Raw genomic sequence first — 14,221 nt, 5'->3', positions numbered from 1 at the left:
GTTTAGTTATAGAAACTAAGGGTTAAGGAAAGCTCAAGGTGATAGAAGCGACATATCTTCAGCGCTTAAGCTTTTTCATCTTGATTGTCATCATTGGTATGTGAAATATACCAGGTTAATGATCCCCCTGCGATCGTCAAAGCCGCAAGTGCCAAGAATACAATCCTCAACCCAAAAATCGTTTCAGAAACTCCAGCTAACACCAACGGCAACGATAATGCAATGTTCACAGCATTATTCTGAAGCCCAAAGACTTTTCCGCGCATATCTTCTGGGGTTTCTTGCTGAATCGTGGTTTGCATCGGAATTCCAATCAGTGCCGCAAACGCTCCTAATGAAGTCAGTAATGCCAATGTGATCCAGAGATGCGTGTAGAAAAAGCCGATTCCGGTTAGACAAGCTGCCATGCCGATCGATCCGATCGTTCCTAATCGAGCATGAGCAAATCGCTGTCCAAATGTTCCGAGTAATGCGGCTCCTGCTGCCATTCCTACGCCGCCTGCCGCTAAGAGAAATCCAAACTGCGAGGATTTAATCTCAGGCATCACTTCCGCCAGCCGAACCGCTAAAACTGCCAACGCTGCAAAAATCGAGAACAAAATCACAAGCTGAATCAGTGCACCTCTGACATGAGCATGTTTTTTGAGAAAGCGCAATCCGTCTTTGATATCTTCCCAGACGTGCGGCTGATCTTCGGGAGCAATGTCTTGCTGCTTCTCGCCTGTTCGCATCAAAAGCAAGAGGACTCCAGCGATCACATATCCGCCCCCGACCAGTAATTCTTTGCCGAAATCCGTTCCTGCACCGAACCAACTCGCGATCGTATCCGCCAGCGCTAACAACGGTTCACCCACCGCAAACCCGATAATCACCGATGCCATCGCGGTCGTCGTATAGAGCGAATTCGCCGGAAGTAAGTGCCGTTTCTCTACCACAAGTGGCATGATCGACTGTTCTGCGGGTGCGAAAAATTGGGTCAAGGTGGAAACGAGAAAGGTTACACCCAAGAGCAAGCAAAATCCAACAGGCAAGCCGCCGAACGTTGTCCATCCTTTTGTCAGCCAAAGCAAGATCGGAAGAATGAAAACGAGCGCTCCTCGGAGTAGATTTGTCGCAACGAGAACACCTTTTTTCGACCAGCGATCGACATACACCCCCGCGATCGATCCAAACAAAATTGCCGGAATCGTAAACGCAATCATGATCGAGGACACCCAACCGCTGATCGTCTGCCCTTCTGACTGGAATCGACTGGCAATCAGCGCAATCATCAACACTAGATAAACCTTATCTGAGAGTTGCGAAAACACTTGTCCAGACCAGAGCGTGAGAAAATTCCGATTCTTCAGAACCGGGACAAATCCTTCTGGCTCTTCTTCTGGAGGCTGAGGTGCGACAGGTTTATCTTCTGAAACGTATTTAGCTGAACCGTTTTCAGGGACGAAACCCCCGTTCGATTCGGGAAAAAGATCTTCTTTGAGCATCGGAGACGGCATCGATCGGTTCGGGGGTTGGGACTGAAATGGCTCAATCCGCGATCGTGAATCGTGGTCGATCGGGGTGGACATCAGGACGTAATCGGCAGGGGAAGGTCGCATCATGGTTACAGCATCGAATCGGGTGCAAAACAGCTTTCAATCAGGGCAGCAGATCGAATCGGTTGATCGAAGTGATACTGCGCGTACTGGCGAAGCAACTTTTCGAGAGTGAGCCAGACCGAGATCGGGTGCTGGTCGGGCGTAGGGGGTTCAGCTTGGGGGAGATGCTGAAGGGCTGCCAGTTCTGGGGCATGAAGCGGCACGTTAAGAGCGGGACGAGATTTGCGGACGGTTTGAACATTCGCTACTCGATATTCTCCCACAGGTGACTGGACTCGGTAAGCAGGACTCTGTTCTTCAACCATACGATCGAGTTCTTCAAGTTTCACGACTCCCCCGATCGCGCTACTAAATCCTGCTTGCACATCCGGGTTCTCGAAATCCGGTTGAATCACGGCTCCAGTGACACTACATTGATGCACTTGAGGCGCAATTCCCGCAACAACCAAAAGCTGATAAACGGCATGAATTAATCGAGGCAGCACTTCGGCATCGTCACATTGCTCAATCCGTCCGAGATGCTCATTTAATAGATAGAACAGTTCTTCTTGCGGCTGTTCGCTAAGAGCCTGCTGAAGGGTGAGTTCGGCTAAATATTGCCCTGCGGTTAATTTTTTCAGGTTTCGTGCCAGTCCTGGGTAGGATTCGAGCGTTTCGGCTTGGGTGATTTTGTCAAGCGATCGACCTTTTGCCATGAGTAATTCGTTCACGACAAACAGACCGCTGCGCCCACCGAGTTTAGAATTTTGTTTTCTTGCCCCCATTGCAACCGCTCTCAGCAATCCGAATTCCTTCGTCAAAATGGTGACGATTCGATCTGCCTCTCCCAAGGGCATCGCTTTAAGGTTAATCCCGATCGCTTTGTAAGTTCGACTCATGCGGATTCGTTTGAGGGGGTCTCTTCTAGGGTATCGCGCTGACGCAATAACTCGACACCTCTAGAGGTTCCGAGTCGGGTCGCTCCTGCCACGATTAAATCTAGGGCTTGTTGTGCGGTACGGATTCCCCCAGAAGCCTTAATTCCCACCCGATCTCGCGCAATCTCTTTCAAAAGACGGACATCCGCCACGGTTGCGCCTTTATTCCAGCCTGTGCTGGTTTTGAGGAAAGCCGCACCCGCCTCCATACAGACTTGAGCCGCAATTCTTTTTTCCTCCTCGGTTAAAAGTGCCATTTCTAAAATCGCTTTGATCGGGCAGCCTGTAGATTCCCGAATCTCAGCGATCTCTCGATGAAGCGCGTCTAAATTACCTGTTTTCAGCCAGCTTAAATTGATGACGATATCGAGTTCGGTTGCGCCATTTTCAACAGCTTCTTCAGCTTCGTACCGTTTGACGATCGACGTATTCGCTCCTAATGGAAATCCAATCACCGTCGAAACCTTCGGCTGTTTGTTGTGCAGTAAATTTACGGCTTGTTTGACGTGGATAGGGAGAACACAAACAGACGCGAATCGATAGCGATCGGCTTCTTCACACCATTGTTCGACTTGGACGGGAGTTGCGATCGGGGTTAATAAAGAGTGATCGATAAAAGCTGCGATGTCGATTTCTGGATACGGTTGACTCATAAACGATTTCTCGGCGAACGGCATCTTTTCTCAGAATGGCATAAAAGAATCCGTAGCCCAGGGTTCTGAACTACGGATTCTTGACTTCGCAAAATTGAAAAGCTTGAAGCTATCGTGTACCAGAACCCCCAGTGCGCTTAGGTGGGTCATTGGGTTCGGGGTCAAATGTGCTAACGCGCTGTTCAACGACAGATTCAGCAGCGGAACGAAAAACGGAACTTGTCGAACCTTCGACTTGCGGAACGGTAGACGCATCAGCCATTTTGCTGATTTCTGCTCGAACACTCTCTGATCCGATTAACGAGAAAGACGCACCTAAAGCTAAAGTTGCCGTCAGTGCCATCCGAAAGAACGTACTCATGTGCAGCAACCTATGAAGATAAAGCATTAAGCTGTTGACCTCCTCGCAACATCTTAGTTGATTTGGTAGGGCAACTCCAGTGTTTTCACGGTGGTTTTACCACATTTTCATAGGTTCGAGAAATTTACTGCGTGTTTGTACGTAAGTGAGATGGCGGATTTTTTTGATTTTAGACATGGTGACAAGTCAATCCTTTGAGTAATGAGGAACTGTCTTTACAAATCTGAGTTATGAAGAGATTTCCTGAGGTAAAGAATGCCCTCAAAAATCTGCTCACCTATCACCTTACCGATTAATCTTCATTGTGTTTTCCGAAAATTCCTCTAAAAGCTAATAATATTTTCACGATTTGTTCACAGTTTTAGACAGAGCGCCGCAAACTATGACAAAAAGCAACCGTAAAACCACGAAGTTTAATGTGAACTAGGGCAGTTTTTCATGACGAACATCAAGAAAGGTAAAGCTCCTCGAAATCGCAGTTTGGAATTGACGGAACTCGATCGACAGCGCTTAAGACCGAAACTAATTTCCTTAAGCAGAGTCATTTCGTATTCACCGACCGGGACTATTCAAGCCGATAGTTTGTCGATTGCCTCTCTGCTTCCCGATAGATTTGTGGATCTTTTAATTCTCGATCCGCCCTACAACCTATCGAAAAATTTCAATGGTCTGAAGTTTGAACGGCGGTCGGTTGAAGCCTATTCGGAGTGGTTGGAAACCGCGATCGCAGCCTTCAAACCGCTTCTAAAACCGACTGCCTCGATTTATATCTGTGGCGATTGGCTCTCTTCTGCCTCGATTTTTGCAGTCGCTTCTAACCACTTTATTGTGCGAAATCGCATTACCTGGGAGCGTGAAAAAGGACGAGGAGCCAAAGCGAACTGGAAGAATTCGAGCGAGGATATTTGGTTCTGTACCGTCTCTAACGAGTACACCTTTAACTTAGATGCAGTGAAATTGCGGCGACGGGTGCTGGCTCCCTATCGCACGATCGACCAATTCCCGAAAGATTGGGAAGCGACTGACCAGGGCAATTTCCGCGATACACACCCCTCGAATTTTTGGACGGATATCACGATTCCGTTCTGGTCGATGCCTGAGAATACGGAACACCCCACCCAGAAGAGCGAAAAACTGATTGCGAAACTCATTTTGGCAAGCTCGAATCCAGGCGATTTTGTCCTCGATCCGTTTGTAGGGAGTGGAACCACTTCGGTCGTGGCGAAAAAGCTCGATCGACATTATTTAGGAATTGATTTGAACGAAGAGTATTGTTTATTAACGGAGCGGCGGTTAGAACTTGCTGAGGTAGATCGAAAGATTCAAGGCTGGTCAGACGGTGTATTTTGGGAACGCAACACACTTGCGGCGCAGCAGAAAACTCAACCTTTTTGATCAAATGCCCTCAGAAATATTTTTCAGGCGAATAAGTCATACTAAAGGAAATCTCATCTTCAGACTGCTTATGTTACCAAGAGGATTAAAAAAACAGGTCTTAGAGTTGCCTGCTGAAGATCGGCTTGCATTAATGAGTGCAATCATTACCTCTCTCCAACAAGAGAAGCCGATTGACCCAGCAGAACGCTCTGCCGCAATTAATGAAATGCGAGGTTTATTAGCGACAAATAAACCTGCTCCAAGCGATGAAGAGGTAGAAACCATGCTAGAAGATGCGCTGGCGGAGAAATATCTTCAGTGAGAATTCTGTTGGATACCAATGTCGTTCTTGACTTTCTGCTGCAAAGGGAACCATTTTTTCAGAATGCGAATCAAATTTTTGAGGCAATCAGAGCAAGGCAAATCGTTGGTTACGTGACTGCAACCACACTCACGAATATTTTCTACATTGCTCGAAGACAAACTCGCGATATTGAACAGGCTCGACGCGCTGTTTCAGTCACTTTGAGAGTAACTGTGATTTGCCTAGTTGATCGAGCGATTTTAGAGGCAGCATTCGCATCCGGTTTGACCGATTTTGAAGACGCGGTGCAAATCGCTTGTGCAATCGCGCAAGACTTGGACGGAATTTTGACTCGCGATCGACAAGACTTTAACAGTTCACCTGTACCTATCTTTTCGACCGAAGATCTCTTACAACGACTGAATCCATGAATTCAATTGTTAAGCTCTGTTTCAAGTTGCCGACATGCGTAACAGAAGGGCAAAAGCCGCGTGGTACGATGACTTTCGTAGCTTTTAAGAAATTGGGAGAAAACCTTTGACACTCCGGGTTGCAGTTGTAGGTGGCGGTCCTGCTGGTTCATCCGCAGCAGAGACATTAGCAAAAGCGGGTATTGAAACCTATCTTATTGAACGCAAGTTAGACAACGTAAAACCCTGTGGCGGGGCAATTCCCCTCTGTATGGTGGCTGAATTTGACTTGCCTGAAAACATCATCGATCGCAAAGTGCGAAAGATGAAAATGATTTCCCCCTCGAATGTCGAAGTCAGTATCGGCAGCACCTTAAAAGACGACGAATATATCGGAATGTGCCGCCGCGAAGTCTTAGATGGCTTCATGCGCGATCGTGCCGTTTCTCTCGGTGCAAAATTGATTAACGGAACGATGCACAAGCTGGAATTACCCACCAGCGAGAAAGGCTCGTACAAGCTGCACTATGCGGATCACTCCGATGGCAGTTTGGAAGGAAAAGCCGCAACGCTCGAAGTCGATTTGGTCATCGGTGCAGATGGAGCCAATTCGCGGGTAGCAAAAGCGATCGATGCGGGTGATTATAATTATGCAATCGCGTTCCAAGAGCGGATCATGTTGCCCGATGACAAGATGGCGTACTACGAAGATCTCGCTGAGATGTACGTGGGAGATGATGTCTCGACTGACTTCTACGCTTGGGTGTTTCCGAAATACAACCACGTCGCTGTGGGAACGGGGACCATGGCTCCGCACAAAGCCGACATCAAGAAGCTACAGGCTGGAATCCGGGCAAGAGCGGCGAAGAAACTCAGAGGCGGTAAGATCATCCGGGTCGAAGCGCATCCGATTCCGGAACATCCCAGACCGCGCCGTGTGGTCGGACGAGTTGCCCTCGTGGGCGATGCTGCGGGAACCGTGACGAAATCTTCAGGTGAAGGAATCTACTTTGCTGCGAAATCGGCTCGGATGTGTGCAGAAACGATCGTGGAATTTTCCGAAAACGGTCGTCGCATTCCCACCGAAGCGGATCTGAAAGTCTATCTCAAGCGCTGGGATAGAAAGTACGGTTTGACCTACAAAGTGTTAGACATTTTGCAAACCGTGTTCTATCGCACTGATGCAACCCGTGAAGCCTTTGTCGAGATGTGTTCTGACATTGATGTGCAAAAGCTCACCTTTGATAGCTATCTCTACAAAACAGTTGTGCCAGCAAATCCGCTGGTGCAATTGAAGATTACGGCAAAAACGATCGGTAGCTTGATTCGTGGAAATGCGTTAGCTCCGTAAGTTGAAGGGGTCGATTCGCTGCGTTTTGAGTCCGCCCCGGAATGAAATTCGGGGCTAACAGTGCGAAGTCCACTGAAGGGGACTGGAGAGAGAATTTTCAGTTGGTTTCAGTGGTCTTCGTTGTTTGCGAGGATGGAGATTATTTGGAAGGCGATCGTGCAGGAATGTACGATCGCTTTTTTGTAAAGGTCGATTAAACTCGGCTCTGCATGATCACGGGTCCGCCTTTTGTCGTGGGATCAGCGATCGCATCTAAGGTAATCAACATCTGAGTTGGATTTGCTCCGCAAATGCTAGAAGGCTGCAATTGTACAACTCCCTGAGCATTGACATTAAACTGACCGCAGTAAGCGAGCGATGCTTTTGACGGAAGTCTTGCCCAAAGCCGATAAACCTGACCAGATGGCAATTCTGGGAGATTTTGCACTAGGATAATTGCTCTGTTTTGTTCTGTTGACATTACTAAACTACCGGAAGCTGCATTTGCTCGATCGGACCCTTGAAGCGAATAGATGCGCGTTCCAGGTTGTTGCAAGCTATTTAAAACGGGGCGAAGTTTCTGGTCTCGTAGCTTCGCCTGTTGCAGATTGTGCTCTAAGGTTTCAATCTGGGTCATATGTACTGCGATAGGTACTGTAAATGCGATAGCTCGGTAGTACTAGAGCGATTCCAATGCGGCTGTGTAAGGTGCCAGGATAAGTCGGTTCAGCAGGACTGCCACCCAGACGAAGTTTGATGAATCCGCACCAGAAGTACAGTCCCGGAATGAGCGCATCCATACCATAAGCGATCGCGCTAAGGGCGGCATCGGTCGGTGAGGAGGTTTGTAGGGGCTGCATTGCATCTTCTTGCTGAATTTGCATGGTTGAAACAGTCGGACTTACAGTGTCACTCCAATTATCGTCTGCTTTTTACGATTGCAGTCTGAATTTTTGCGATTGTACAGTTGAAAATGTTTCGAGCAAATCTCCGAAACCTTGATTGGATTGCAGAAAAACTTTCTAATCCAATTGAGATCGCTTCCCGTATTAGCAGTAGACGGACAAACATCGTCCTAACCTATAACCTTCTTGGAGTTTCCTACAATGCGATTCACTTCTTTGTCTAACACTGTCCGCACCCTTGGGGCGATCGCTGTGCTCTCTGTTCTGATTGGCACAGCAGCAGAAGCAAACGCTTGCCCCGGTGCGACTGGCAAGAAAACGTCAGCGACTCCTGTAGCAACGCGACCCGCTCAAGCAGGAACGATCGTTGAAATTGCAGCAGGCAATCCTTCTTTCTCAACGTTGGTGACAGCAGTGAAAGCAGCAGGATTAACCGAGACACTTTCTGGCGAAGGTTCTTTCACGGTGTTTGCTCCTACGAATGAAGCCTTTGCAGCCTTGCCAAAGGGAACGCTGGAGAAGTTACTTCAGCCAGAAAATCGCGACTTGCTGCGTCAGGTGCTGACTTACCACGTTGTCTCAGGCGATCTGATGGCGAAGGATCTGCGATCGGGTCAAGTCGCAACTGTGGAAGGTAGCCCCGTTGCAGTTCAGGTCCGAAATGGAAGCGTCAGAGTGAACAATTCCAATGTTGTGAAAGCGGATGTCGATGCGAAGAATGGCGTGATTCATGTCATCGATCGAGTCCTTCTCCCCCCGAATCTATAATCCTTGCTTTGGTGTTGTGTAGAAAAGCGATCGTGCAGTGATGTACGATCGCTTTTTATGCAATCCACATTTTCATATCTTTCTAACCATGATCACGCAACCCCCCAGAATTAAGCTTTTAACCATGTTCCAACTTGGTCTTTATCAAATGGGACTGGGCATGATGTCGGTGTTAACGCTTGGTGTCTTGAACCGAATCATGATTAAAGAATTGGCGATTCCTGCAACGATCGCGGCGGGTGCGATCGCGGTTCATCAATTCATGGCTCCGGCGCGATTGTGGTTTGGGCAGATGTCGGACGCGAAACCGATCGCAGGGTATCATCGCACGAGTTACGTTTGGATGGCATCGGTGTTGTTCTCGCTAACGGCATTTCTCGCGGTTCAGGTGATGTGGCAAGTGGGAGCGAGTTTGCAGGCGGTTGGATGGACGACACAGACACAAGTTTGGATTGGAGTTTTAGGACTTGTGTTTGCTTTGTATGGGTTGACGCTTAGTGCAGGTTCGACTCCATTTGCAGCGCTGTTAGTGGATGTGTCTGAGGAAGAAGAGCGATCGAAACTGGTTGGGATTGTTTGGTCGATGCTGATGGTGGGAATTGTGATTGGCGCGATCGTGACTTCGCGATTGTTACCAGCACAAGGAGCGGCGGATTTAGAAGCGTTACGTCCGGCAGTCAATCGGGTTTTTATCATTATTCCAAGTGTGGTTTGCGGATTGGCGATCTTGGCAACGTTTGGAATTGAGAAGAAGTATTCGCGGTTTAGGACACGGACGACGATTCGCGATCGAGAAGATCAAATTACTTTGAATCGTGCCATTCGGGTGTTAACCGCTTCACCCCAAACCGGGTTATTTTTCACCTTCTTGCTATTCATGACAGTGAGTTTATTTATGCAAGATGCGGTGATGGAATCTTACGGCGGACAAGTGTTTAATATGTCGGTTTCTGAAACGACTCGATTAAATGCATTTTGGGGAATGGGAACGCTGATTGGAATTAGTAGTGCAGGATTCGCGATCGTGCCTCGTCTCGGTAAAACTAGAACCGCAAAACTCGGCTGCATTCTCGTTGCTGTTTGTATGGTCTTGATCATTCTCACGGGCTTTACCGCAAATCCTAAACTACTCCAGAGCGGACTGTTTCTATTCGGATTAGCATCAGGAATCACCACGACGGGTGCAATTAGTTTAATGCTTGATCTCACGGCGGTTGAAACGGCTGGTACATTTATTGGCGCATGGGGATTGGCGCAAGCATTAGCGAGAGCGTTGGCAACAATTTTTGGAGGTGGCGCTTTAGATATAGGCAAAAGTATTTTCTCGAATTTGACGTTAGCGTATTCGGTTGTGTTTGGAATTCAAGCGATCGGAATGTTGATCGCAGTCGGATTACTCAGTCGAGTCGATGTCAAAGCCTTTCGGAACAATACGAAAGCAGCGATTTCTAACATTTTGCAAGGTGAGTTAGATTGATGGATTTTTCGGAAATTAAAGCTTTTTCAGAAAAGCTCACTCATGAAGTTGGAGTGCAACTGCTGAAAGATTTTGGACAGGTGCAGGCGGCGGAAAAGGCGGATGGGAGCTTAGTTACGCAGTCTGATCGATGGGCAGATGAGCAGATTCGGAACGCGATCGCGAAAACTTTCCCGGATCACGGTGTCCTGAGCGAAGAAGTTGAGCATATATTTCCCGATCGCGATTGGTGCTGGATTGTTGATCCGCTTGATGGCACGACGAATTTTGCGCGTGGATTGCCGTTGTGGGGCATCTCGATCGCGCTTCTGTACAAAGGTACTCCAGTATTCGGCTATGTTCATTTTCCGCCGTTGAATCAATCGTTTCACGGATTTTGGCAAGGTGAATCAGGTTTAGAGTTGCCAACGGGTGCATTTCTCAACGATAAACCGATCCATTCAAGCCAAGAAGCTCTGACTCGCAATCACTTTTTCAATCTCTGTGCTCGTAGTACTTCGGTGTTGAAAAATCCGTTTCCGGCAAAGATTCGGATGCTGGGAGTCGCGACCTATAACTTATTGACAGTAGCAGCAGGCGCAACCATGGGCGGCGTTGAAGCGACTCCGAAAATTTGGGATATTGCGGCAGTTTGGGCGATCGTACAAGCGGCGGGAGCGGTTTGGTATCCGCTGCAATCAGAGCTAATCTTTCCACTCGAAGTGGGAAAAGATTACAGTACGCGATCGTTTCCGACTTTGGTGGTGAGTCGGGAGGATTTGATTTCTGTGTTTGAACCGTTGGTTAAGTCGATTGGCACTAAATAACTGCGATCGCATCTCCCACTTTCAACTTCAGGAAGCTTTGAGCATTGCCGCGATTCATTGCTAGTTCGATCCAGCCATGACTCCCGATTAAGCCGATGATTTCACCGATCGCTGCATCCGCATAAGTTTTCTTTCCTGCGTAAATTGCTTGATTGACGCGAATGTTCCAAGCACGGTCACGCTCGCGTGTGCCAAAGGCAGCGCGAACCTTCTCCCCAGAAATGTTCGTGATCAAGTTGCCAAAATGATCGATTGCTTGAATCACGCCTCGCAATTCAGTTTCGGTTTCAATCACATCGGGAATCAGCAAGCGAACGATCGAGCCTAAATCAATCTCAGTTCCCAAGGTTTGTAGCGGAACGCCGTTCGCTAAATGCGCTCCCACAGGGGCAAAGATGTCTCGACCGTGAAAGGTCGCGCTCGGAGTTTGCGATCGCCAATAGTGCGAATTGTTTAATTCCACAGCCGCGATTGCTTCAGGCAGAATTCCACTCACTAAACCGTTATCAGGCGCAACGACGTAACCTGATTTGAGTTGAACGGCAATCGATCGACGTTGACTGCCGACTCCTGGATCGACGACTGCCACATGAACGGTTCCTTCAGGAAAATAAGGGTAAGCGTTCATCAAATGGAAGCGAGCGGCGGCAATATCTTGAGGTGAAATGTTGTGGGTTAAATCGATCGTTTGAATTTGAGGATTGATTCGGGCGATGACTCCCTTCATCACACCGACATAAACATCGCTTAATCCGAAATCAGTCAACAGAGTCACAATCATCGGTCTATCGAAAGTATGAATTTTTTGTAGCAGAAGCTACCGTTTGAAATGACTGATGTTAAAATTAAATCATGGTGATAAGAAAAGCTAACCTCTAGGAATATCTGAATTATGAATAGAAATCGTCCTCAATCCGCAGAAGTCTCAAAACTGCACCGCGAAAACCTGCAACGGAATCTGCAACGTCGGATGGAAGCAGCAAAAGCGCGGGGTGATCAGGCATTGCTCCGGATGCTCGAAGCAGAAGCAAACTACTTGAGATAGTCTCTTCAACGTTTGGATCTCGAACTGAGCGCGGCGGGTGTCGCGCTTTTTTCGTGGCTTACCGGGGCAGTCGAGTGCCAAAATCAAGCGTAAACCAGACCGAATCGAGCATCAATAAGTATTCTTCAGTCGATAACTGACCCGAATGGCAGCAGGATTCGAGCGCTTGGGCGATCGCGTTAAACAGCGCTTCTGAGAGTTCTAATTCACTAAATTGCTTCATGTCGAGATACCAACTTGGATGTGCCGAAAATTGAACAATTGGGGGCAGTGTCAAGCGGGGTTTTTCTGAGTATATCGATTTTTTTCAGAAACACGCTCCGTGTATCCTCGCTTTACCGAAATTTTACTGAGACTGTTCGCGTGAGTAATCGCCGGATTTGCCTCCGGTTTTGTTCAGGAGATAGATTTGCTCGATCGTGATTGATTTCTCGATCGCTTTCGCCATGTCATATAGGGTTAACGCTGTGATCGAAGCTGCCGTTAACGCTTCCATTTCCACTCCCGTTTCCGCTTTGATTTTCACGGTCGCCTGAATTTCGTATCCCGGTAAATCCGGTTTTGGTGTGATATTCACCTCGACTTTTTGAATCGGCAAGGGATGACAGAGCGGAATCAAATTCGAGGTTTGTTTCGCCGCCATAATTCCCGCAATTCGAGCCGTACCAAGAACATCGCCTTTGGGGGAATTGCCAGACTCGATCGCGCTCATCGTTTCCGGTTTCATGCGAATAAGCGCGATTGCGGTTGCCTGTCTTGTCGTTGCCGATTTTGCCGAGACATCAACCATTTGAGCTTGTCCGGTCGCATCGAGATGAGAAAGATCGATCGAGTTTTCAGATTTTTGTGTCATTTGGGGCAGAACGTTGTATATTGAATAGGTGATAACAAGGGCTTGTAGCTCAGTGGACTAGAGCACGTGGCTACGGACCACGGTGTCGGGGGTTCGAATCCCTCCTAGCCCGTTTAACATTTTAGAGGTGTCGTGATGACATCTCTTTTGTTTTTTAAACGTAAAAAGCCCCTCGAATTCGAGGGGCTAGAGCGATCAAACTTCAAGGCTTACATGCTGCGATTCGGATCAACGTAAGCTGCGGTTGCGCGAGGCTTGCGAGTTCCCACTGCTGCACCTGCCAACGATGCCGCCAAACCGAGCAGCGAACCAATCACAAACGACCAGCCAGCGGTTGCGGTGTTGCCTGCAATATTCCGAGCATCTTGAGCCGAAACATTCGGAGTTGCTGCATTCGGATCAACGTTCGGCACACCCGTTTGAGGTAGAGCCGCACCTGCTGCATTTGCCGCACTCGATACTGCCAAACCAAATGCACCCGTGACTCCACTTGCCAATAGGTAAGCACTCAGCGCCAGCGTAGTTGCCCAGAGAATCGCGCCATTAAGCAACGCGGTGCTGCGGTTCATCGGACCACAAGCACGCGCCATCACCCAGCTACCGATAAACAGCGAAATCAACAAACTGATCGTTGCCCAAATTCCAACTGCGCTCGCCACGCCACCCGCATCAGTACGAGGTGCGCCCGAATTCGCGATCGAAGTAGCACCGATAGCAGCACCCAAGGCACTCAGAACTAGCTGAGACACCAACGCCACCATTAGACCTGAGATAATCGGACCCCAACGAACGCGATCGTGATAATCTCCAGCGACGGGGATGACTGCCGCTTCAGCGACCGGACGGTTAGTATATGCCATTGTGAATTGTCTCCTCTAACAGGATAGTTATTTGCAAAGAATTTACTCTTGGCAACACTGTAGAGTTTCTAGAGAAAAAATTACTCTACCGAGGGTGAGACGATCCGGATACGCCATTAGAGAGAAATAGTCAGAGAAATATCGGGGATCACGATTTGTGAACATTGGCAGAATCAGCGAGTTTTCACCGCAGTTCCAGTCGCAGTGATTAATAAAAGAACACCAGACTGATCGAGATTGATAGTGCCAGTATTGATTTCGATACCGACCACGGCATTTGCGCCGAGATTTTGCGCTCGTTTTTGGAGTTCAGCTAGGGCGTTTTGCTGTCCTTGTTCAAAGACGCGCTCATAGCCTGCGGTGCGTCCTCCGATTAAATCTCGGATGCCAGCAAAAAAATCTTTTAGCGCATTCGTTCCGTAAACCACTTCGGCAGTGACAACGCCAAGGTATGATTCGATCACTGCATTTTGGATCACATCGGTTGTGGTCATTAACATGGTTTGTGCTTTAATCAAGGACTCAGATTAGATAGATTCATAGTTTAATCGTTTATT

At 48.1% G+C, this 14,221-nt stretch carries 20 protein-coding genes and 1 tRNA gene; 10 read left to right on the top strand and 11 right to left on the bottom strand.

Going from position 1 to position 14,221, the window contains the following annotated elements:
• Window positions 1-65: 65 nt before the first annotated feature.
• The 4 genes from NIES2104_RS01215 to NIES2104_RS01200 all read right to left on the bottom strand — a co-directional run bounded on the left by NIES2104_RS01215 (window position 66) and on the right by NIES2104_RS01200 (window position 3,529).
• Window positions 66-1,601 (bottom strand): MFS transporter, encoded by a 1,536-nt coding sequence (locus NIES2104_RS01215; RefSeq protein WP_058994983.1) that lies wholly within the window; start codon window positions 1,599-1,601, stop codon window positions 66-68.
• Between the two features lie 2 nt (window positions 1,602-1,603).
• Entirely contained in the window at window positions 1,604-2,476 is an 873-nt protein-coding gene (recO, locus tag NIES2104_RS01210; protein ID WP_058994981.1) for a DNA repair protein RecO, read from the bottom strand.
• The gene (gene deoC / locus NIES2104_RS01205; RefSeq protein ID WP_263970881.1) at window positions 2,473-3,192 is read right to left on the bottom strand and encodes a deoxyribose-phosphate aldolase; all 720 of its coding nucleotides are present in this window, start codon (window positions 3,190-3,192) and stop codon (window positions 2,473-2,475) included. The genes recO and deoC overlap by 4 nt, the downstream gene beginning before the upstream one ends.
• 85 nt (window positions 3,193-3,277) lie before the next feature.
• Complete coding sequence (locus tag NIES2104_RS01200; protein WP_156426840.1) at window positions 3,278-3,529, bottom strand: hypothetical protein; 252 nt, start codon at window positions 3,527-3,529, stop codon at window positions 3,278-3,280.
• 438 nt (window positions 3,530-3,967) lie between these two features.
• Here NIES2104_RS01200 and NIES2104_RS01195 point away from each other — a divergent pair, with 438 nt between their 5' ends.
• The 5 genes from NIES2104_RS01195 to NIES2104_RS32160 all read left to right on the top strand — a co-directional run bounded on the left by NIES2104_RS01195 (window position 3,968) and on the right by NIES2104_RS32160 (window position 7,168).
• Window positions 3,968-4,924 (top strand): site-specific DNA-methyltransferase, encoded by a 957-nt coding sequence (locus NIES2104_RS01195; protein ID WP_058994975.1) that lies wholly within the window; start codon window positions 3,968-3,970, stop codon window positions 4,922-4,924.
• A gap of 70 nt (window positions 4,925-4,994) precedes the next feature.
• Window positions 4,995-5,228 (top strand): hypothetical protein, encoded by a 234-nt coding sequence (locus NIES2104_RS01190; protein ID WP_058994973.1) that lies wholly within the window; start codon window positions 4,995-4,997, stop codon window positions 5,226-5,228.
• Window positions 5,225-5,641, top strand: a complete 417-nt coding sequence (locus tag NIES2104_RS01185; RefSeq protein ID WP_058994971.1) for a PIN domain-containing protein — start codon at window positions 5,225-5,227, stop codon at window positions 5,639-5,641. The genes NIES2104_RS01190 and NIES2104_RS01185 overlap by 4 nt, the downstream gene beginning before the upstream one ends.
• A 106-nt stretch (window positions 5,642-5,747) precedes the next feature.
• Entirely contained in the window at window positions 5,748-6,971 is a 1,224-nt protein-coding gene (chlP, locus tag NIES2104_RS01180; RefSeq protein WP_058994969.1) for a geranylgeranyl reductase, read from the top strand.
• A gap of 41 nt (window positions 6,972-7,012) precedes the next feature.
• Entirely contained in the window at window positions 7,013-7,168 is a 156-nt protein-coding gene (locus tag NIES2104_RS32160; protein ID WP_192843545.1) for a hypothetical protein, read from the top strand.
• On the opposite strand, the gene NIES2104_RS01175 is transcribed toward NIES2104_RS32160, so the two are convergent.
• Window positions 7,165-7,587 (bottom strand): anti-sigma factor, encoded by a 423-nt coding sequence (locus NIES2104_RS01175; RefSeq protein WP_058994967.1) that lies wholly within the window; start codon window positions 7,585-7,587, stop codon window positions 7,165-7,167. The two genes, NIES2104_RS32160 and NIES2104_RS01175, sit on opposite strands and share 4 nt — an antisense overlap.
• Window positions 7,574-7,834, bottom strand: a complete 261-nt coding sequence (locus NIES2104_RS01170; RefSeq protein WP_058994964.1) for a hypothetical protein — start codon at window positions 7,832-7,834, stop codon at window positions 7,574-7,576. The genes NIES2104_RS01175 and NIES2104_RS01170 overlap by 14 nt, the downstream gene beginning before the upstream one ends.
• A 222-nt stretch (window positions 7,835-8,056) precedes the next feature.
• On the opposite strand from NIES2104_RS01170, the gene NIES2104_RS01165 reads away from it, so the two are divergent.
• The 3 genes from NIES2104_RS01165 to NIES2104_RS01155 all read left to right on the top strand — a co-directional run bounded on the left by NIES2104_RS01165 (window position 8,057) and on the right by NIES2104_RS01155 (window position 10,906).
• A complete protein-coding gene (locus NIES2104_RS01165; RefSeq protein ID WP_058994962.1) occupies window positions 8,057-8,623 on the top strand; it encodes a fasciclin domain-containing protein in 567 nt (188 codons plus the stop codon).
• An 88-nt stretch (window positions 8,624-8,711) separates the two neighbouring features.
• Complete coding sequence (locus tag NIES2104_RS01160; protein WP_059001503.1) at window positions 8,712-10,100, top strand: BCD family MFS transporter; 1,389 nt, start codon at window positions 8,712-8,714, stop codon at window positions 10,098-10,100.
• Window positions 10,100-10,906, top strand: coding sequence for an inositol monophosphatase family protein (locus NIES2104_RS01155; protein WP_082689902.1), 807 nt, complete (start codon window positions 10,100-10,102; stop codon window positions 10,904-10,906). The genes NIES2104_RS01160 and NIES2104_RS01155 overlap by 1 nt, the downstream gene beginning before the upstream one ends.
• Here NIES2104_RS01155 and NIES2104_RS01150 read toward each other — a convergent pair.
• The gene (locus NIES2104_RS01150; protein ID WP_058994958.1) at window positions 10,899-11,687 is read right to left on the bottom strand and encodes an S-adenosyl-l-methionine hydroxide adenosyltransferase family protein; all 789 of its coding nucleotides are present in this window, start codon (window positions 11,685-11,687) and stop codon (window positions 10,899-10,901) included. The genes NIES2104_RS01155 and NIES2104_RS01150 overlap by 8 nt on opposite strands.
• Window positions 11,688-11,798: 111 nt before the next feature.
• Here NIES2104_RS01150 and NIES2104_RS32155 point away from each other — a divergent pair, with 111 nt between their 5' ends.
• Window positions 11,799-11,951, top strand: a complete 153-nt coding sequence (locus NIES2104_RS32155; protein WP_192843544.1) for a hypothetical protein — start codon at window positions 11,799-11,801, stop codon at window positions 11,949-11,951.
• A 58-nt stretch (window positions 11,952-12,009) separates the two neighbouring features.
• Here NIES2104_RS32155 and NIES2104_RS31525 read toward each other — a convergent pair whose 3' ends face one another.
• Together NIES2104_RS31525 and moaC are read right to left on the bottom strand one after the other, a co-directional pair.
• Window positions 12,010-12,174 carry a hypothetical protein gene (locus NIES2104_RS31525; protein WP_156426839.1) on the bottom strand — a complete coding sequence of 55 codons (165 nt, stop codon included), beginning with the start codon at window positions 12,172-12,174 and terminating at the stop codon, window positions 12,010-12,012.
• A 123-nt stretch (window positions 12,175-12,297) separates the two neighbouring features.
• The gene (moaC, locus tag NIES2104_RS01145) at window positions 12,298-12,804 is read right to left on the bottom strand and encodes a cyclic pyranopterin monophosphate synthase MoaC (protein WP_058994955.1); all 507 of its coding nucleotides are present in this window, start codon (window positions 12,802-12,804) and stop codon (window positions 12,298-12,300) included.
• 38 nt (window positions 12,805-12,842) lie between these two features.
• Between moaC and NIES2104_RS01140 the strand changes: the two genes are divergently transcribed.
• Window positions 12,843-12,916: transfer RNA gene (locus NIES2104_RS01140), tRNA-Arg, on the top strand.
• Between the two features lie 97 nt (window positions 12,917-13,013).
• Here the strand turns inward: NIES2104_RS01140 and NIES2104_RS01135 are convergent.
• Window positions 13,014-13,664, bottom strand: a complete 651-nt coding sequence (locus NIES2104_RS01135) for a hypothetical protein (protein ID WP_058994954.1) — start codon at window positions 13,662-13,664, stop codon at window positions 13,014-13,016.
• Between the two features lie 173 nt (window positions 13,665-13,837).
• Window positions 13,838-14,164, bottom strand: coding sequence for a YbjQ family protein (locus tag NIES2104_RS01130; protein ID WP_058994952.1), 327 nt, complete (start codon window positions 14,162-14,164; stop codon window positions 13,838-13,840).
• Window positions 14,165-14,221 lie beyond the last annotated feature (57 nt).

Origin of the sequence: Leptolyngbya sp. NIES-2104 (assembly GCF_001485215.1) — a bacterium.
Classification (GTDB): Bacteria; Cyanobacteriota; Cyanobacteriia; order Leptolyngbyales; family Leptolyngbyaceae; genus Leptolyngbya.
This window is presented reverse-complemented; position numbering and strand designations above follow the sequence as displayed.